The following is a 16,541-nucleotide window of genomic DNA, read 5'->3' as shown; positions in this document are numbered from 1 at the left end:
CGTCAGGTCGTGTGCCGTGCCCGCGCGCCGCGCTCGATGGCAGCGGCATGCAAACGGTCGATGTCCAACTCGTAACGGATTTCTTCGAGCAGCCGCAATTCGGATTCTGCCAGCGTACCATCTGCAGCCGCAACATCACATGCAAGCGCATAGGAGGTTTCGTTCAGGCGTTCGGGCAGGTTGTCGCGGATCAGTCCAAACAGGGCATCCAGACCATCTTCTTGTTCAAACAGATCGAAGACGATCTGGGAAACGCGATACATCCGGTCGATGTCATATTCTGCAAAGACAGGCAGCATGTTGACCGCGCCCTCGATTTTGACCAGCTCGGCGGTGCGGATGGTCTCATCTGATGCAGAGATCGCAACCATAATCGCCACGAGGCAATCTTGAGGAGACATCGGGTGTGGCACTTGGTTGGTCATAGGGGTGTCCTGATTGAACTGTTCTGATCCCGCACGATAGGTGGGGCAGGGAATAGGTTCAACGGATTTTGGAGCGATAGATCAAAGAATGGGCAAAGGGCCACGTGTTTTCGTCTGCCGCAGTACAAAATTGCTGCGAGTGTCGCGGACTAACCCCGATTTCAACAGCCTTTGCATGATGAACGCCTCAAGATCTTCGGGTGTTTTCGAATAGACTTTCAGAATGAAGTCATGATCCCCGGTGATTGAGGCGCACTCGACAATCTGAGCCTCGGTCTCAACCAGCCGCAAAAACGAAGTGATGCTGTCTTCCTGATGATCGCGCAGCGCAACATGAACATAGGCTATTGCGTTCAGGCCAACGGATTTGGCGGGCACACGAGCGGTATAGCCTGCCACAACCCCGGCAGCTTCGAGATCGCGAACCCGCCGCCAACATTGCGAGGCAGACAGGCCGGTACGATCCGCGAGCTCTTGCATAGACAGGCGGCCATCGGTTTGAAGCTCTTGCAGGATGGCGATATCCGCGTTTTGAAGTATATGCGTCATATTCTCAGCGTTAGTGAAATGTTTCGTTCATATTGTATGATTATGAAAAACATTCAAATGAAATTTTTCACGATGGCTGGCTATGCTATTTTCAGGAGGAGCTTCCATGCCAAAGTCGACAAAATACGTCGCCAAGGTGGCCAATGCCAATGGTCACATCACATATACCGACGAAGAGGATGCTGTCTGGGCTGATCTTTATGCCGCTCAGCAAGAGAACGTGCAGCGCTATATGGCGCGTGATTATCTTGCGGGGCTGGACCGGCTGGAGCTTCCGAAAACCCGTGTTCCATCATGCGCTGATATTTCTGAGAGGCTTCTGGATATGACAGGCTGGAAAGTGCAGCCTGTACCCGCGCTGATCGGGTTCAAGACCTTCTTTGGCATGTTGGCCAACCGGGTTTTCCCGGCGGCCTCGTTCATCCGGTCCCGCGAGGATTTCGATTACATCGAAGAGCCTGACATCTTTCATGAGATTTTCGGCCATACCCCACTGCTGAGCGATCCGCGATTTGCCGCCTTCAGCCACGCTATCGGATTGGCGGGGGTGCAGGCCGGTGAAAAAGACTATGCCTGGCTGATCCGGCTGTATTGGTTCTCGATCGAATTTGGCCTGCGGCGTCAGGATGGGGTGATCAAGGCGCTGGGATCGGGGCTTGCCTCATCCCCGACCGAACTTGTCTACGCGGTGGAAAGCGAAATACCCGACCGCGATCCCTTTGACGTTCTGACGATCCTGCGCACGCCCTACCGGATTGATATGCACCAGATGGGCTATTTCGTGCTGGACGACCCCGAGGAACTTTTTGCTGCCGCCGATCGGGATTTGCTGGCGGATGTGCATAAGGCGCAATCACTGGGCCTGTTGCCGAATAAGTTTCCCGAAAAGGCAACAGCGGCGGAGTAAGCTGGACATGACCACATCAGAACAAACCCGCACCCTATCGGATCGGACCTGTGCCCCTTGTTCCGGCGGCATTCCAGCTTTGAACCGTGATGCGGCAAGCGCGCATCTGGCCCAGTTGACCTCCGATTGGTCGCTGGATGCGGATGCAAAAACTCTCAGCCGTCATTTCAAATTCAAAGGCTTTGCCAAGGCGACCTATCTGGCGAACCTTTGCGCCTGGCTGGCCGATCAGCAAGGGCATCATCCCGATATCCGCTTTGGTTGGGGATATGTGGACGTTCTACTGACGACACACGAAATCAGTGGCCTCAGCGAGAATGATTTCATCTGGGCGGCCAAGTTGGATCAGTTGGTCGCCTGATGTCAGCTTCCCGTTAGGAAAAACAGCGTGCTTTATTGACTCATGCTGCACCGGCACAATAGGAGGGGTCGGTCGGCGGCAAACGAAAGCCGACGCTGTTTTCCCGATGGAGCTTAAAGAAAATGTCTGAACTGCGTGAAACCGCGATGTCGTCCAAGGCCTGGCCTTTTGAAGAGGCGCGCCGGTTGCTCAAACGCTATCAGAAAGGGGCCCCGGACAAGGGGTATGTGTTGTTCGAGACGGGCTATGGCCCGTCCGGCTTGCCGCATATCGGGACATTTGGCGAGGTGGCGCGGACCACCATGGTCAAGCGTGCGTTTGAGGCGCTGTCGGATATTCCGACTAAGCTGATCTGTTTCTCGGACGATCTGGACGGTATGCGCAAAGTTCCCGGCAACGTGCCGAATCCCGAAGCGCTTGAAGAGCATTTGCAGCGTCCTCTGACTTCGGTCCCTGATCCGTTCGGCGAATACCCAAGCTTTGGCGAATACAACAACGCAATGTTACGCCGGTTCCTCGACACTTTTGGGTTCGAGTATGATTTCTATTCGGCGCGCGACTTTTATCGTTCGGGTCAGTTTGACGAGATTCTGAAGCGGGCGGTCGACAACTATGATGCCGTAATGGCCATCATGTTGAAAAGCCTGCGAGAAGAGCGGCAGCAGACCTATTCGATCTTCCTGCCGATCCACCCCGAAACGGGTCGGGTTCTGTACGTGCCGATGAAAAAGGTCTGCGCCGAGACCTATACCGTCACCTTTGATGACGACGACGGCAAGGAATGGACGCTGCCGGTCACGGGGGGCAACGTAAAGCTGCAATGGAAGCCGGATTTCGGTGCGCGCTGGGCCGCGCTGGGCGTTGATTTTGAAATGTATGGCAAGGAACATGCCACCAACGAAAAGATCTATGACGCGATCTGCCGGGCGTTGGGTGGCCGTGCGCCAGAGCATTTCAGTTATGAGCTGTTTTTGGATGAGAACGGTCAGAAGATTTCGAAATCTTCGGGCAATGGTGTCTCGATCGACGAATGGCTGACCTATGCACCGACTGAGAGTCTTGCGTATTTTATGTATCAAAAGCCCAAGACCGCCAAGCGGATGCATTTTGATGTGATCCCCAAAGCCTATGATGAATACCATCAACAGCTGCGGGCCTATCCGGGGCAAGAGTTGAAGGCGCAGTTAAACAATCCGGTGTGGCATATCCACGGCGGGGACGTTCCTGAATCGACCCTGATGGTGCCGTTTGCGATGCTGTTGAATCTGGCGTCGGTTTCGGGGGCTGAAGACAAAGAGGCGCTGTGGGGGTTCATCCGCCGCTATGCGCCTGAGGCCACGGCTGAGACGCATCCTGATCTGGATCAGGCGGCGGGCTTTGCGGTCCGCTACTTTAACGATTTCGTCAAGCCCACCCGCCAGCACCGGGCGCCGACGGATCAAGAGCGCGAAGCGCTGGAGGCGTTGAAAGCAGAGCTGGCGGCATATGACGGGCCGATCGAGGATGAGGCGCTGCAATCGGTGGTCTACTCTGTCGGGCGCGAGCGGTTTGACCCTATGCGGGGCTGGTTCACCGCGCTCTACGAGGTGTTGTTGGGCGCATCCCAGGGGCCGCGATTTGGCGGGTTTATCGCGCTTTACGGCGTGCCGGAAACCATTGCGCTGATCGACAAGGCGTTGGCTGGAGAGCTGGTCTGATTTGACCTGATCGCGTGTGGGGCTATCCTTCGATCAGGAGGTGGCCCCATGCGTCGTTTATTGCTTGCTGTATCTTTGAGTGCCGGACTGGCATCCGGAGCCATTGCCCAAAACGCCGAGATCGAGGCGAATATCGCGGGGCAGATACAGGCGTTCAAGGCGGATGATTTCGCAACCGCCTTTACATTTGCCAGCCCCACTATCCAGCGCCTGTTCGGAACGCCTGAGAATTTCGGGGTGATGGTCCGGCGTGGCTATCCGATGGTCTGGCGGCCTGCGGACGTGCGGTTTCTGGAACTTCGCGAAATTTCAGGGGCGTTGTGGCAGAAGGTGATGATCACGGATGGCGACGGGCAGGTTCACATTCTGGACTACGAGATGATCCCTCAGGGACAGGGCTGGAAAATCAACGGCGTGCAGCTTTTGGGAAATTCGGATCCGGCGGCGTAGCGCAACACCACCGTCACGGTGATATGAGCGGCGGTTAATTCCTTTTCGATACTCAGGCTTTTGCGTTCGGGGCCGACCCCGAACACTGGGTTTATGCGCGTGGTGATTGGCCGCTGCGCGAATGGGAAAGGGATTTCTATGAACAAGGCAATCACCGACGGCATCGTGTTCATGCCGCCTGCTTTCGCAAACGGTCTGAACGTATGGTCAAGTGGTGACGGAACACCGGGTTCGCCAACCTATCATGGATCGGGGAATGGTGTATTTGTTCCGGCGGACGCGGATTTTGGCGGATGTCTGGAAATTCTGAAGGTGAACGCAACACAACAGCTGCGCTATATGGGTCAGACACCGCTGCTGCCCGGGTGCTACTTACAGATCAAAGCCCGGATAAAAGCGATTAGCGGCCCCTTGCCCGAGGTTCGTATCGCCGCTTGGGCGGGCGGTTCAGGTGATGTTCAGGTGACGGGCGTGGTCGAGCAAGGCCCGGCAACACAGCTATCTGGCTATGGAACAGTGCACGAAATCACAGCGATTGTGGGCGCGGGGCAACGGACGGGCGTGGACATGCCCTGGGGTGTTTCCGCCCTGTACGGGCATTTCGGGCTGGATATTGAAGGCACCAACGGCGCTGTGGTCCGGATCGACGATATCGAGATAACGGATATCACCAATGTGTTCCTGCGCGACATGATCTCTCTGGTCGATGTGCGCGATTTTGGGGCCGTGGGCGATGGCGTGGCAGATGACACGGATGCGTTTGTCGCGGCTGATCAGGCGGCGAATGGGCGGCGTGTTTTTGTCTCGAATGGCACTTACCTTTTGATGGAGAACACGACGATCTCGTCTGAGATTGAATTTGAGGGCACGGTCACGATGCCCGATGACAAGATGCTCTTGCTGACCAAGGATTTTAACCTGCCAGCCTATATCACCGCCTTCGGCGCCGAGGATCTGGCGTTCAAAAAGGCCTTTCAGGCTTTGCTGAACAACTCGGATCATGAATCGCTGGATTTGGGCGGACGCAAGATTTCGGTGAGCGAGCCGATTGATATGGCGGCGGCGGTTCCCAACAAACAGACAGGGTTTTCTACACGGCGGATCATCCGCAATGGCCAGTTCGATGTTCAAAGCAGTTCGGCATGGGGCACCGAGACATTCACATCTCTGGCAAGCTACAGCCCGTCGGACCCAACGCGTTTGACCAATGTTGCGAATGTGGCCAACATTCCTGTCGGCGCGCTGGTGCAGGGTAGCGGCGTAGGCCGCGAGATCTATGTCCGGTCCAAGGATGAGGGGGCGGGAGAGATCACTTTGAACGCCCCGATCTATAACGCATCCGGGACGCAAACGTTCACCTTTTTGTCTTTCAAATATCTGCTCGATTTCAGTGGTTTCAGCACGTTGCGCAAGTTCGGAATGGAAGAGATCGAGTTTCAATGCAATGGCCGCTGTAGCGCTATCCGCCTTGCGCCGTCAGGCAGCACATTTGCCATAACGAACTGTTTTATCAGCCGACCTTTGGATCGCGGTATCACCTCGATCGGTACAGGGTGTCAGGGCATGTTGGTCGATAATTGTCAGTTCCTGTCTTCTGAAGAGTCCTTTGACGTCTCGGATCGCAAGTCGATTGCGTTGAACTCAACGGCTAATGACATCAAGTTGCGCCACAATCGCGCGGTTCGTTTCCTGCATTTTGCGGTGCTGGCAGGGACCAACAACATGGTCCTGGGTAACCATTTTTTCCAGGGGGACAGCATCGCTCAGGGGGTGCGCTCGGCCGGTTTGGTCATGATCGGAACTTACAACAGCTCGACCATCGCCGAGAACTATGTCGATAACTGTTTTGTCGAATGGACAAATGAGCGGGATTCAGACCCTGTTTACACCGCTGGCTTCTCATTCAGCGCCATGAGCATTACCGACAATATCTTCTACTCGAACGAGGTCGCACCCTGGTTCAGCAGCATTGTCATTCGTCCCTATGGCGCCGGGCATTTCCTGAACGGCGTTGTCGTGACGGGGAACAAATTCCGGTCCATCAACGGTGGGATCGACCGGGCCGAACGCGTGGACACGACATTCGCTGATCTGAACAACACAGCCCATTTGAACGTGACGTTTGAAAACAATACGTTCCATGGTGTCTCTGCTAAAACCGCAAATCCACTGAGGGTACGGCACACGCAGAACACCGCTGCAACGGCGTGGACGGTGTCTTCTGAGGATCGGTTGCCCTTTGGTGGCAAGGCGCGCAGTTGTGACTCGGTTACCGTGCTGGGACCTTTGAAGACAGCGCTTGGGTCAACCAAATATTCGCACCCCTATGTCCTGCTGGAGCACGGGGTGGATGGATCTGATATCCAGTTACGCTGGCCTGAGGGTCTGAAGGGCGAGGTTTCAGCAATCCTGAGGATGGAGCGCTGACGGTGCGGGCGTCTGCCTGAATTAATGTAGGAACGGATTGGACTTAGAATTCGTTCCACAAAGCTAGTCTGATGCCCGTGTTTTTGCGGGCATCATTTCTTTCCACCCCCAGAACCCAGGTAGTAGAACTGTCTTCGGTTCGGATCATGACCGAGGGGCGTGCCTTCCAATATATCGAGTGCCCAGATCTGTAGGCCGTTTCGATTTGGATAAGGGGATTGATCAACCTGTCCGATGAAAGCCCTGTTGTCAGGTCGAGCTTTCGATAGATGTCATCATGTGTTCGGTTTTCGATGGCGGCATCAATCGCGATCCAACCGCTTCCCAAGGCGCTCTGGAATCCTTTGCCGTAAGACAGCGTCACTTTGTACTGTGCCCAGGCCCGTTCTTGTTTGTGATATGCACCGGCACCAAATTCAGCAGCGAACCGACCCCATTGGCCCAAATCCGCTACTGGGACACGGGCAAAGATGAGTGCATGGCCATAGAGGTCTTGGTTTTGTTCGAAATCAAAGCCGACCGTCAGGTTCTGGCTGTATCCCCATTCCGCATAGAGAGAGGTTTTATAGTCGTACCCATCCTCAGGGAGCCGAAAAGCTGTCAGTGAGGCAGCTGTGAATGCTGCATCCTTTTCTCGCAGCCATGCACCTGACCAGGCAGGAGAGGCCATCAGCAACAGGTGCAATATCAGGGCAAAGCGATACATGCTTGCAGCTTCCGTCAGCATGGTTAACGGAGTGTTAGTGTTTTGTTCATTTTGAACTGAAAAGAGCGCGCCTAGGCCAAAAGGAAACACAAGACCTTTCAGAATCCTGTGTTAGGTTTGAGACAAACAAGGGAGTTTCAAGATGCCAAAGATTTCCAAAAACGCTACTGTGCAGACCGTAATCACAACATTTGAAATGACGCCTGGCACCTGCCAGGATCTGCTTGAGGCGTTGACGGATGCCTATGCCAGCTTCATCTCAAAGCAACCTGGATTTGTTGCAGCGGGATTGCACGTGAATGACGCCCAGACCCGGATTGCCAATTATTCGCAATGGGAGCGTCGCGAGGATTTTCTGGCCATGCTGCGTACGTCAGAAATGCGTGATAGAAACCGTAAAATCAACGAGCTGTGCAAGAGTTTTGAGCCCGTCATGTACGATGTTGCGGAAACCTTCAACTGATCCTGACCTGGATCAAGGTCACGCGTCTGGTAATCGACCAGTATACTTGAGCAACCAAGGAGGCGCGTGCCATGTATCACAATATTCTTGTACCAATTTCATTCGACGACGCGCGTGATATGCCGTCCGCATTGAAACTGGCGCAACTGTTGGCGGCACCCGATTCGCAGGTCACGTTGCTGCACGTGGTCGAACATATACCGGCCTATGCCAGCGCTTATATGCCGGTCGGGTATCTGGACGATGCGCGCAAGGCCGTTCAGGCCGAGTTGGATGCGCTGGCGGAAAATATTTCGGGCGCCCGCGGAGTCGTTGTCGAGGGGCATTCCGGTCGGACGATCCTTGACTGGGCCGACGTGAATAAGCCGGATCTGATCATCATCGCGTCTCATCGACCAGGTATGCAGGACCTGCTTTTGGGCTCCACCGCTACCCATGTTGTCCGCCACGCTGCATGCTCAGTGCACGTGGTGCGTTAGGTCTCTGCCAGATCACAAGCGAGCAGCCAAGAATTTGGCGGTCTGTCTTGTTTGCTTGGCCCAGGCTCGTAGAGCGTCCTGCATCGTGACAGAGTTTCACAGATATGTTTGTCCCTTAGGTATCGGCATCCCACGGATACTGGTGTATTGATCGGGAATGCAGCCAGAAAAGACCACTCCAAAGGCGCTGTTCACGGATCCGAAATCGGCCAAACGTGTTCAACGCGCCGAAGCTCTGCGCCGGCGCGCATTGTCACCGGTGCGGATTCTGCTGATGGTCCTCATGTTGCCGCTGACGACAGGCATCATTGCCCTGAGCGTCTGGTTGCGCACTTCCGAATTCGAGCGTGATGAGGCGGTTTTACATCTTGTTGCTCTTGCCGGATGTGGTGCTGCGCTCTCAGTTCTTCCTGGTCCGTTTCTGGAGGGCGAGCCGGGCTATCACCTGCAAAACGATCCCGATCAGGATGGTGTGGCCTGTGGAGTGATTGCCCCGAATGCAGAACAAAGCGCTGCCCCTCAAAAACGCGTTGGCAATGCCAAATTCGTGAGGCCCTGACAGGTGGGTAAGGACTTCGGAACAAAGAGGCTGAGCCGATGACGCGAGCAGAGTTCAACAGTTTCTGCGCGGGCCTGAAGGCCAGCTCTCATGTGGTTCAATGGGGCAACGCAGACGTGTGGAAAGTGGGGGGCAAGGTGTTTGCGATCTGCGGCTGGAACGACGGTCAGGACGCCTTCACCTTCAAAGCCACTGAACTGGCCTTTGAGGTGCTGAGCGACGAACCCGGAATTCGCCCTGCGCCATATCTGGCCTCGCGCGGGATGAAATGGCTGCAGGTCTATGAGGACCGCGGGATGAGCGACACGTCGCTGCGCGAGCATATCGTGACGTCCTATGATCTGGTCGTGGCCAAGCTGACCAAGAAGATGCGGGCGGAACTGGGCGTATAGGAATGGGTCATTCCATCCGCCACCCAGCCCATTTCACCTTTACTCACTTGCGCCAATAGTTGTTCGCCGCCGCCACGGTCTGGTAATTTGTCGCCACGACATGCGAGACCATAGTTAGGCTGTCCGCATCGTTTTCGTAGATCGGCCTCAGGCGCTGACGAATCTCGTCATTGGGCTGAGTCTTCTTAACCGCCATCCGTGATAGTTTGATTGCCAGGTTAAATCCCTCCTCGGGTGTCTCGGTGATGAGCGTTGGTAGCCAGGACATGTGTTGCCTCCTATATCGTGCACGATAATATCGAGCACGGTATAAACGACCTTGTGGGTGTGGGTCAATGAATTATATCGTGCACGATATAAGCGAGCGAAGGTGCTGCCGTGACAGATTCTCCGACCCAACCGAAGACCGACGAGATGTTTTGCCATGCGGTCTATACGTCATGGCATGTGATCAACCGCGCTTATAAGAGACACCTCGGCCCGCTAGGGCTGACCTATCCGCAATACATCACCCTGACCCTGCTGTGGCAGAGAGACCGGCGAAATGTCAGTGAGTTGGCCAACGCGTTGTCGATGGAAACCAGCACGCTGACCCCGCTGCTGAAACGCCTTGAGGCCGACGGGCTTGTCGACCGAACCCGTAGCAAAGAGGACGAACGCCAGGTTGTTGTTTCTCTGACCGGGGCGGGATCGGCCTTGCGGTCTGTGGCGCATGAGATCACCGCCTGCATGATCGCCGATACCGGGCTGGACGAACCTGACCTAGACCGCCTTTTGAATACGCTGGAGAAGCTGAAAGCTGGCTTGTCACAGGCCGGCAATTAGCACAGGCCGCAAACACGGTGAACGGCGCTTTGGTAGTTCGGGTTCGATCTGGCTGCGGCTGTGGAATCACAATATGTGAATTCAGATGTCGAGCCTTCCGCGCTGGGCAGCAACTCTGGCGTGTCAGTGGCCCAAATACAGTGAGGCGTATGGTTGAAAATGGCCACAAATCACGCGTATCAATGTGAGATTTCGGGCTGCCGTGCTAGGTTGCGTGCGGCGGGGTCGTTCCGACCGCGCCACATGGCGATATCGCCGGACGAGGGAGGAAGATCATGTTCGCACGTATTACTCAATTCAAGATGAAGCCCGGCACGCGTGAGATGGCGACGGCGAAAATGAACGCATTGAAATCAGAAATCATGGGCATGCCCGGCATGCACAGCTTTACCAATGTGATGAACGAGGACGGGTCGGGCTATGTGATCTCGGTTGTTGAAAGCGAGGCGACCTCGAACGCAAACGCACCCAAAGTGGCCGAGCTGTGGGGCCATTTCGCCGAGTTCATGGAAAGCCCGCCGACCCCTGTCGGCTATGACGTGGTCGCGCACTGGGATAAGGGGTAACGGTTTGGGCGGGGACATCCCCGCCCCTTTTGTCCGAGGGCACGTGCCCGACCTTCGGCCAGCGCAAAGCGCGTGCCCTTCACCCGGTGAAAGGCGCATTGGACCTAATGCGTGCCGGGCAGGGTACACGAGTTCGTCATGGCAACCGTTTGGCCTCACAATTTGTGATTTCAAACGTGGAGGAGTGCGCGCTGGGCTGCAAGTCTGAAGTGTCTGTAAATTCCATCACGCGCTCGCTCAAAACTAGCTTTGCGAGCGGTAAATGACCCGGGCGAAAGCAATAGCGATCAGGCTCAACAGCTCGCGTGCAAAAAGCAGTAGGAGAAAACCTACCAAAACATATGGAGCGCGCGGATGGGCCCAATAACCGGGTTCAAAGAATGTGAGTAGCAATGAAAAAAGCAGAAAGAGAAGCTTCCCTTTGGTGCCGTTGGTGAAGACGCTACCGAAGCGGACCCCTTCATAGTCGCGCAAACAGGGGCCAACTCTGCCCCGGAGACGACATATGATCGAAGGCGGACTCAACGATCAGCTTACTTTAAGAGCAAGTTTGAGGTCCTCGATTGCCCCTATCTGAGATCGGGAAAGCTGGTCTCCGGCCAACGGCGTCAACACTTCCTGCAAACGGTCCCAAGATTGCCCAGAGCCAATTTTTCTCAGACGACGCCCCAGTCTTGGTACCGCATCGCTGGGGCCGTTGCACTGTGTCATCAACCAGCGGCCAAGAACTTCCATTTCCTTTGCTTCTTCCTCAGAACAGCGCAGTTTCGTGCGCAAAAGAACGTGGAGCTGTTGACGTTGCTCAGAAGTGGGCAGGTCATCCAGCTCAATAAAAGCCTGAGATATTGCACAGATTGCAATGCGATCATCGTCGATCCCCTCGACAGGATGGGCGTTGGCGACACTTCGAAAAGCCAGTCTTCTGGGCGCATTCCTGATGGTTGTCGCAACGTCTTGCGCCGTGTTGAGCGCTTCTCTCGGGTTGTTGCGAATCCACCACCATATTGCGCCGCCAATAGCGGTCAGGATGAGAATAACAATCGGCAAATCAATGATCTCCAGAAGTTCAATTGGCGACGATCATCTATCGGTTTTTGTCGTATTGCAACTTTCAGTTGCGGGCATGCCTACCGCTTCCTCCGCTTCACATTCCCACCCCTTTGCCCCGGCTTGCCAGCCGTTGACCGTCCACGCGATTTCACCGCGTCTTCCGAGGCTTTCTCGACCGCCCATTGGCGCGCCATGGGGTCGTCGGCGATGGCCAGATCGACTGCTTCCAGGCGTTTGATCTCGTCCCTAATATTGGCGGCCTCTTCGAATTCCAGATTCTCGGCAGCTTTGCGCATCTTGTCGCGCAGCCCGTCCAGATGCGCCTCAAGATTCGCGCCGTGCATCGGTTTGTCGATGGTGGCGGTGACGCGGTTCATGTCGACGTCGCCTTTGTAGAGACCGGCCAGAACATCCTCGACGTTTTTCTTCACCGTTGCTGGGGTGATGCCGTGTTCTTCGTTATAGGCGATCTGCTTGGCGCGGCGGCGATCGGTTTCGTTCAGCGCGCGCTCCATGGAACCGGTGATCTTGTCGGCATACATGATCACTCGCCCCTCGGCGTTGCGCGCGGCGCGGCCAATGGTCTGTACCAGTGAGGTCTCGGATCGCAAGAAACCTTCTTTGTCGGCGTCCAGAATGGCGACCAGCCCACATTCAGGGATGTCGAGCCCCTCGCGCAGCAGGTTGATACCGATCAGCACGTCGAACGCGCCCAGACGCAGGTCGCGCAGAATCTCGATGCGTTCCAGTGTGTCGATATCCGAGTGCATGTAACGGACCCTGATGCCCTGTTCGTGCATGTATTCGGTCAAATCCTCGGCCATGCGTTTGGTCAACGTTGTGACCAGCGTGCGATAACCGTCGGCGGCGACCTTGCGCACCTCGTCCAGCAGATCGTCGACCTGCATGCCGACAGGGCGGATTTCGACCTCGGGGTCCAGCAGGCCTGTGGGGCGGATCACCTGTTCGGTGAAAACGCCGCCGGTCTGTTCGATCTCCCACTTGGCAGGTGTGGCCGAGACGAAGACGGATTGCGGGCGCATGGCGTCCCATTCCTCGAACTTGAGGGGTCGGTTGTCCATGCAGGATGGCAGGCGGAACCCGTGTTCGGCCAGGGTGAATTTGCGCCGATAGTCGCCCCGGTACATGCCGCCGATCTGCGGTACGCTGACATGGGATTCGTCAGCAAACACGATGGCATTGTCGGGGATGAACTCGAATAGGGTCGGGGGCGGCTCGCCCGGTGCGCGGCCTGTCAGATAGCGCGAGTAGTTTTCGATTCCGTTACAGACGCCGGTGGCCTCCAACATCTCCAGATCGAAGTTCGTGCGTTGTTCCAGACGTTGCGCTTCCAGCAGTTTGCCCTCTCCGACCAGTTGATCCAGTCGGATGCGGAGTTCATTCTTGATGCCGATGATCGCCTGGTTCATCGTTGGCTTCGGGGTCACGTAGTGCGAGTTGGCGTAAACCCGCACCTGTTCCATATTCGCGGCGCGTTCACCGGTCAGCGGGTCGAACTCGGTGATGGTTTCCAATTCCTCACCGAAGAACGAGAATTTCCAAGCGCGATCTTCAAGGTGGGCGGGCCAGATTTCCAGGCTGTCACCCCGTACTCGGAACGAGCCCCGTTGGAATGCCTGATCATTTCGGCGGTATTGCTGGGCGACCAGATCGGCCATGATCTGGCGCTGGTTGTATTCACCGCCAACCTTCAGGTCTTGCGTCATCGCCCCATAGGTTTCGACCGAGCCGATACCGTAGATGCACGACACTGAGGCGACGATGATTACGTCATCGCGTTCCAACAGCGCCCGCGTGGCCGAGTGGCGCATCCGGTCGATCTGTTCGTTGATCTGGGATTCTTTCTCGATATAGGTATCCGACCGTGCGACATAAGCCTCGGGCTGGTAATAGTCGTAGTAGGACACGAAATATTCGACCGAGTTTTCCGGGAAGAAGCCTTTGAATTCGCCATAGAGCTGCGCCGCGAGCGTTTTGTTGGGCGCAAGGATAATGGCGGGTCGCTGGGTTTCCTCGATCACTTTGGCCATTGTGAAGGTCTTGCCCGTCCCGGTCGCGCCCAGCAGTACCTGTTCTCTTTCGCCGTCGAAGATACCGTTGGTCAGCTCTTTGATCGCGGTGGGCTGGTCGCCTGCCGGTGAGAACTCTGTATGCATGACGAATTCTTTACCGCCTTCCAGTTTCAGGCGGGCGCGGACGTCATCTGCAGTCAGCTGAGTCTTGTCGGAATGGGCGTAAGGCATGGGCAGGCTCCGGGTCAGGCCCCTACATTTGTTCTTATTTTGTCCAACTGCAAGACCTGATCCGAGATAGAAACGGCAGTTTCAGTAATACGCAAACCGATGATCCGGAATTTGATCCGAACGCACCTTTTCTTCAAGCGCTTTCAGGTTTTCACCCAGGACACGCCCCATCATCGCTTTCAGCACAGTCTGCCCGATCAGCCATCCCAATGGACCAAACTTCATTTGATAATCCATGCTCCAGACTACTCTGGATTGGTTGTTGGCAAGGGATTCAACGGCGATTGCTGCATGTGCTTGGGTCAGAGGCATTGCAGACATCTCAGACAAGCGGACACGGTAGCCCCGGTTGATTTGCCAATCCGTGACTTCTTCGACCAGAGACGTCCCATTTTCAAAATGGCATCGTCGTTTCGATCCCACCCCATCCGCACCTTGTGTTAGCGCATCTACTGAAGTCACCTGCGGGTCGAAATCGTCGATATGCATGAACCGGCTCAGAATGGCCCAGATATCTTCGGGTCGGGTATCAATGTCGAGGCTGCGTTCGTGGTGGATCATCTTGCTGTCCTTGTTGTGGCGTTTGAATGATTATACCATTCCCCTAATGACAGTTTTCGTCATCAGAACATCCTTGTCCTCCGCGACATTTGCCACCTTGTCCCAGGCCTCGCTCTGACGCATAAACAACCTCAGCCAAGTGAGAACGGAGAGGCGACATGCGCGCACGGATCTACCAGCCTTCGCGGAATGCGATGACATCGGGTACGGCCAAGACCCGGCATTGGGTGTTGGAATATGCCCCAGCATCCACGCGCGAGGTTGATCCGTTGATGGGCTGGACGTCTTCCAGTGACACCCAGACTCAGGTGCGTCTGAATTTCGACACCAAGGAAGAGGCGCTGGATTACGCCAAGGACAACGGTATCGACGCACAGGTCAGTGAACCGCATAAACGCAAGCCGAACCTGCGCGCGCGCGGTTATGGCGAGAATTTTGCCACCGATCGGCGCGCACCCTGGACGCATTAAATGATCGACATTCGCGAGGCTGACCCAACCTCCGACGCATTGCGCCCCGTGGTCGAGGCGCATTTTGCCCATAGCGAAACCGCCGGGCCAGCCGAGAGCAATCACACGATGGATGCCAGTGCCTTGGCCGGGCCCGGAATGCGGTTCTGGGCTTTGTATGAGGGTAACAAGGTGCTGGGCTGCGGCGCGCTAAAGGCGCTGCCGGATGGGACCGCCGAAGTCAAATCCGTGCATATCCTTGCCACCGCACGTGGCCGCGGTCTGGCGCGAGTGATGATGACCCATCTTGCTGATCACGCACGGGTCGAAGGGACCTCGGCGCTGGTTCTTGAGACGGGCGCCGATCATCTGTCCTACTACGACGCCGCGCGCAGGCTGTATGAAGCGCTGGGCTATTCCTATTGCGGCCCGATCTACGGCTATGAGGCCGACCCCAACAGTGCCTTCATGCGATTGGATCTAAAGCCCGCAGAATAGGCCGGTTGTTAGGCACTATCTTCGTTCAGCAATGCCACGACCTGTTGCGTTTCGAGTCTTTGCCGCGTTGCGCCAGGTATCTGGACGAACAGAAAGCGGCCCGTTGGGCAGGTGGATTCGCTTGCAGACTTAAGAGCGCCGCTTGCCAGGGCATCCTCAAGCAAACATAGATGCCCCATTAGAATACCCGCACCTGCCTTCGCTTCCTCCACGGCCAGGCTGTACAGAGAAAACTGCGGCCCGGTCTGAGCATCCTGCAGTTCAATTCCCGTGTTCTGTGACCAGATTGTCCAATCGTCGTTCCAGGTCTGGTCATGCAGAAGGACGGCGTCGCCAAAGTGGTTCATACGTTCAAGCAGGCTAGGCGCGCCGACCGGAGAGATGAGATCGGGGCAAATGCAAATCTGCTCGGGCCCAGCATTGGGTTCGCCAATGAATATGGCCAGATCGAACAATTCCCGATCAAGACTGGGTGGGTTTTCCATCGCGGTCACCGAAAAATTGATATGCGGAAACTGCGCCCTGACCCGGCTTAGCCGTTTCGGTAGCCAAAGCTGCGCAACAGATGGCAAGGCGGCGATATGAAAATCGGCGTTAGGTTTGAGGTTGCGGAGGGCACGCGTCGCCTCGGCCAGCCCGTCGAAGGCCGCAGAAAATTCAGCCACCAGAGAAGCCCCGGCCTTGGTCAGTTCCACCCCCTGCGCATTGCGCCGAAACAGCGCGGTACCTGCCCAGCCCTCCAGTGTCTTGATGTGCTGCGAAATCGCTCCGGGCGTGACGCTCAATTCCTCAGCGGCGGCAACAAAGCTGACATGACGTGCGGCAGCTTCAAAGGCGCGCATTGCATTCAGCGGGGGCCCTTTCGGGCGTTTGGGCATGACACTCATTTCAAGCCTTAGTTTTTCTACGCCAA

At 56.0% G+C, this 16,541-nt stretch carries 22 protein-coding genes; 13 read left to right on the top strand and 9 right to left on the bottom strand.

What is annotated here, in order from left to right; translation table 11 throughout:
- Window positions 1-2: 2 nt before the first annotated feature.
- Entirely contained in the window at window positions 3-425 is a 423-nt protein-coding gene (locus tag AC2FJ5_RS05760; protein WP_142635642.1) for a tellurite resistance TerB family protein, read from the bottom strand.
- A gap of 81 nt (window positions 426-506) precedes the next feature.
- On the bottom strand, window positions 507-974 hold the full coding sequence (locus AC2FJ5_RS05755; protein ID WP_496691748.1) for an Lrp/AsnC family transcriptional regulator: 468 nt from the start codon (window positions 972-974) through the stop codon (window positions 507-509).
- A 106-nt stretch (window positions 975-1,080) separates the two neighbouring features.
- On the opposite strand from AC2FJ5_RS05755, the gene phhA reads away from it, so the two are divergent.
- From phhA to AC2FJ5_RS05730, 5 genes are all read left to right on the top strand, one after another.
- Window positions 1,081-1,881, top strand: coding sequence for a phenylalanine 4-monooxygenase (gene phhA / locus AC2FJ5_RS05750; protein WP_496792757.1), 801 nt, complete (start codon window positions 1,081-1,083; stop codon window positions 1,879-1,881).
- Window positions 1,882-1,888: 7 nt separating this feature from the next.
- On the top strand, window positions 1,889-2,242 hold the full coding sequence (locus tag AC2FJ5_RS05745; protein WP_496750051.1) for a 4a-hydroxytetrahydrobiopterin dehydratase: 354 nt from the start codon (window positions 1,889-1,891) through the stop codon (window positions 2,240-2,242).
- 122 nt (window positions 2,243-2,364) lie between these two features.
- On the top strand, window positions 2,365-3,939 hold the full coding sequence (locus AC2FJ5_RS05740) for a lysine--tRNA ligase (RefSeq protein ID WP_496691746.1): 1,575 nt from the start codon (window positions 2,365-2,367) through the stop codon (window positions 3,937-3,939).
- Between the two features lie 48 nt (window positions 3,940-3,987).
- Window positions 3,988-4,389: a DUF4864 domain-containing protein gene (locus AC2FJ5_RS05735; RefSeq protein ID WP_496792756.1), complete on the top strand. Its 402-nt coding sequence runs from the start codon at window positions 3,988-3,990 to the stop codon at window positions 4,387-4,389.
- A 138-nt stretch (window positions 4,390-4,527) separates the two neighbouring features.
- Window positions 4,528-6,816, top strand: a complete 2,289-nt coding sequence (locus AC2FJ5_RS05730) for a glycosyl hydrolase family 28-related protein (RefSeq protein WP_496792754.1) — start codon at window positions 4,528-4,530, stop codon at window positions 6,814-6,816.
- Window positions 6,817-6,859: 43 nt separating this feature from the next.
- Here AC2FJ5_RS05730 and AC2FJ5_RS05725 read toward each other — a convergent pair whose 3' ends face one another.
- Window positions 6,860-7,543, bottom strand: coding sequence for a hypothetical protein (locus tag AC2FJ5_RS05725; RefSeq protein ID WP_496792753.1), 684 nt, complete (start codon window positions 7,541-7,543; stop codon window positions 6,860-6,862).
- Window positions 7,544-7,664: 121 nt separating this feature from the next.
- On the opposite strand from AC2FJ5_RS05725, the gene AC2FJ5_RS05720 reads away from it, so the two are divergent.
- From AC2FJ5_RS05720 to AC2FJ5_RS05705, 4 genes are all read left to right on the top strand, one after another.
- Window positions 7,665-7,985, top strand: coding sequence for an antibiotic biosynthesis monooxygenase family protein (locus tag AC2FJ5_RS05720; protein WP_142635654.1), 321 nt, complete (start codon window positions 7,665-7,667; stop codon window positions 7,983-7,985).
- Window positions 7,986-8,056: 71 nt separating this feature from the next.
- The gene (locus tag AC2FJ5_RS05715) at window positions 8,057-8,464 is read left to right on the top strand and encodes a universal stress protein (RefSeq protein ID WP_496792751.1); all 408 of its coding nucleotides are present in this window, start codon (window positions 8,057-8,059) and stop codon (window positions 8,462-8,464) included.
- A 157-nt stretch (window positions 8,465-8,621) separates the two neighbouring features.
- Window positions 8,622-9,023, top strand: coding sequence for an excalibur calcium-binding domain-containing protein (locus AC2FJ5_RS05710; RefSeq protein ID WP_246097187.1), 402 nt, complete (start codon window positions 8,622-8,624; stop codon window positions 9,021-9,023).
- A gap of 38 nt (window positions 9,024-9,061) precedes the next feature.
- Window positions 9,062-9,415 (top strand): MmcQ/YjbR family DNA-binding protein, encoded by a 354-nt coding sequence (locus tag AC2FJ5_RS05705; protein ID WP_142635658.1) that lies wholly within the window; start codon window positions 9,062-9,064, stop codon window positions 9,413-9,415.
- A 43-nt stretch (window positions 9,416-9,458) separates the two neighbouring features.
- Here AC2FJ5_RS05705 and AC2FJ5_RS05700 read toward each other — a convergent pair whose 3' ends face one another.
- Entirely contained in the window at window positions 9,459-9,683 is a 225-nt protein-coding gene (locus AC2FJ5_RS05700) for a hexameric tyrosine-coordinated heme protein (RefSeq protein WP_496706280.1), read from the bottom strand.
- Window positions 9,684-9,793: 110 nt separating this feature from the next.
- On the opposite strand from AC2FJ5_RS05700, the gene AC2FJ5_RS05695 reads away from it, so the two are divergent.
- Window positions 9,794-10,240 (top strand): MarR family winged helix-turn-helix transcriptional regulator, encoded by a 447-nt coding sequence (locus AC2FJ5_RS05695; protein ID WP_271948315.1) that lies wholly within the window; start codon window positions 9,794-9,796, stop codon window positions 10,238-10,240.
- A gap of 275 nt (window positions 10,241-10,515) precedes the next feature.
- Window positions 10,516-10,806 carry a hypothetical protein gene (locus AC2FJ5_RS05690; RefSeq protein WP_282021601.1) on the top strand — a complete coding sequence of 97 codons (291 nt, stop codon included), beginning with the start codon at window positions 10,516-10,518 and terminating at the stop codon, window positions 10,804-10,806.
- A 243-nt stretch (window positions 10,807-11,049) separates the two neighbouring features.
- Here the strand turns inward: AC2FJ5_RS05690 and AC2FJ5_RS05685 are convergent, their stop codons facing one another.
- The 4 genes from AC2FJ5_RS05685 to AC2FJ5_RS05670 form a co-directional block, all read right to left on the bottom strand.
- Window positions 11,050-11,280 (bottom strand): hypothetical protein, encoded by a 231-nt coding sequence (locus AC2FJ5_RS05685; protein WP_271948311.1) that lies wholly within the window; start codon window positions 11,278-11,280, stop codon window positions 11,050-11,052.
- A 54-nt stretch (window positions 11,281-11,334) separates the two neighbouring features.
- Complete coding sequence (locus AC2FJ5_RS05680; RefSeq protein ID WP_271948309.1) at window positions 11,335-11,853, bottom strand: hypothetical protein; 519 nt, start codon at window positions 11,851-11,853, stop codon at window positions 11,335-11,337.
- A gap of 80 nt (window positions 11,854-11,933) precedes the next feature.
- A complete protein-coding gene (uvrB, locus tag AC2FJ5_RS05675; protein ID WP_496792749.1) occupies window positions 11,934-14,120 on the bottom strand; it encodes an excinuclease ABC subunit UvrB in 2,187 nt (728 codons plus the stop codon).
- An 81-nt stretch (window positions 14,121-14,201) separates the two neighbouring features.
- Window positions 14,202-14,681: an SRPBCC family protein gene (locus AC2FJ5_RS05670; RefSeq protein ID WP_496792748.1), complete on the bottom strand. Its 480-nt coding sequence runs from the start codon at window positions 14,679-14,681 to the stop codon at window positions 14,202-14,204.
- A gap of 158 nt (window positions 14,682-14,839) precedes the next feature.
- On the opposite strand from AC2FJ5_RS05670, the gene AC2FJ5_RS05665 reads away from it, so the two are divergent.
- Both AC2FJ5_RS05665 and AC2FJ5_RS05660 read left to right on the top strand, forming a co-directional pair.
- Window positions 14,840-15,151, top strand: a complete 312-nt coding sequence (locus AC2FJ5_RS05665; protein WP_142635668.1) for an ETC complex I subunit — start codon at window positions 14,840-14,842, stop codon at window positions 15,149-15,151.
- Entirely contained in the window at window positions 15,152-15,628 is a 477-nt protein-coding gene (locus AC2FJ5_RS05660) for a GNAT family N-acetyltransferase (protein ID WP_142635670.1), read from the top strand.
- An 8-nt stretch (window positions 15,629-15,636) separates the two neighbouring features.
- On the opposite strand, the gene AC2FJ5_RS05655 is transcribed toward AC2FJ5_RS05660, so the two are convergent.
- On the bottom strand, window positions 15,637-16,506 hold the full coding sequence (locus AC2FJ5_RS05655; RefSeq protein ID WP_496792747.1) for a LysR family transcriptional regulator: 870 nt from the start codon (window positions 16,504-16,506) through the stop codon (window positions 15,637-15,639).
- Between the last annotated feature and the right edge of the window lie 35 nt (window positions 16,507-16,541).

The sequence above is a fragment of the Ruegeria sp. CDSA221 genome, assembly GCF_059611825.1.
This window is presented reverse-complemented; position numbering and strand designations above follow the sequence as displayed.

Bases quoted from the DNA above. Each gene is read 5' to 3' on its own strand.
- AC2FJ5_RS05760 (WP_142635642.1), bottom strand. From the start codon at position 425: ATGACCAACCAAGTGCCACACCCGATGTCTCCTCAAGATTGCCTCGTG.
- AC2FJ5_RS05755 (WP_496691748.1), bottom strand. From the start codon at position 974: ATGACGCATATACTTCAAAACGCGGATATCGCCATCCTGCAAGAGCTT.
- phhA (WP_496792757.1), top strand. From the start codon at position 1,081: ATGCCAAAGTCGACAAAATACGTCGCCAAGGTGGCCAATGCCAATGGT.
- AC2FJ5_RS05745 (WP_496750051.1), top strand. From the start codon at position 1,889: ATGACCACATCAGAACAAACCCGCACCCTATCGGATCGGACCTGTGCC.
- AC2FJ5_RS05740 (WP_496691746.1), top strand. From the start codon at position 2,365: ATGTCTGAACTGCGTGAAACCGCGATGTCGTCCAAGGCCTGGCCTTTT.
- AC2FJ5_RS05735 (WP_496792756.1), top strand. From the start codon at position 3,988: ATGCGTCGTTTATTGCTTGCTGTATCTTTGAGTGCCGGACTGGCATCC.
- AC2FJ5_RS05730 (WP_496792754.1), top strand. From the start codon at position 4,528: ATGAACAAGGCAATCACCGACGGCATCGTGTTCATGCCGCCTGCTTTC.
- AC2FJ5_RS05725 (WP_496792753.1), bottom strand. From the start codon at position 7,543: ATGCTGACGGAAGCTGCAAGCATGTATCGCTTTGCCCTGATATTGCAC.
- AC2FJ5_RS05720 (WP_142635654.1), top strand. From the start codon at position 7,665: ATGCCAAAGATTTCCAAAAACGCTACTGTGCAGACCGTAATCACAACA.
- AC2FJ5_RS05715 (WP_496792751.1), top strand. From the start codon at position 8,057: ATGTATCACAATATTCTTGTACCAATTTCATTCGACGACGCGCGTGAT.
- AC2FJ5_RS05710 (WP_246097187.1), top strand. From the start codon at position 8,622: ATGCAGCCAGAAAAGACCACTCCAAAGGCGCTGTTCACGGATCCGAAA.
- AC2FJ5_RS05705 (WP_142635658.1), top strand. From the start codon at position 9,062: ATGACGCGAGCAGAGTTCAACAGTTTCTGCGCGGGCCTGAAGGCCAGC.
- AC2FJ5_RS05700 (WP_496706280.1), bottom strand. From the start codon at position 9,683: ATGTCCTGGCTACCAACGCTCATCACCGAGACACCCGAGGAGGGATTT.
- AC2FJ5_RS05690 (WP_282021601.1), top strand. From the start codon at position 10,516: ATGTTCGCACGTATTACTCAATTCAAGATGAAGCCCGGCACGCGTGAG.
- uvrB (WP_496792749.1), bottom strand. From the start codon at position 14,120: ATGCCTTACGCCCATTCCGACAAGACTCAGCTGACTGCAGATGACGTC.
- AC2FJ5_RS05670 (WP_496792748.1), bottom strand. From the start codon at position 14,681: ATGATCCACCACGAACGCAGCCTCGACATTGATACCCGACCCGAAGAT.
- AC2FJ5_RS05665 (WP_142635668.1), top strand. From the start codon at position 14,840: ATGCGCGCACGGATCTACCAGCCTTCGCGGAATGCGATGACATCGGGT.
- AC2FJ5_RS05660 (WP_142635670.1), top strand. From the start codon at position 15,152: ATGATCGACATTCGCGAGGCTGACCCAACCTCCGACGCATTGCGCCCC.
- AC2FJ5_RS05655 (WP_496792747.1), bottom strand. From the start codon at position 16,506: ATGCCCAAACGCCCGAAAGGGCCCCCGCTGAATGCAATGCGCGCCTTT.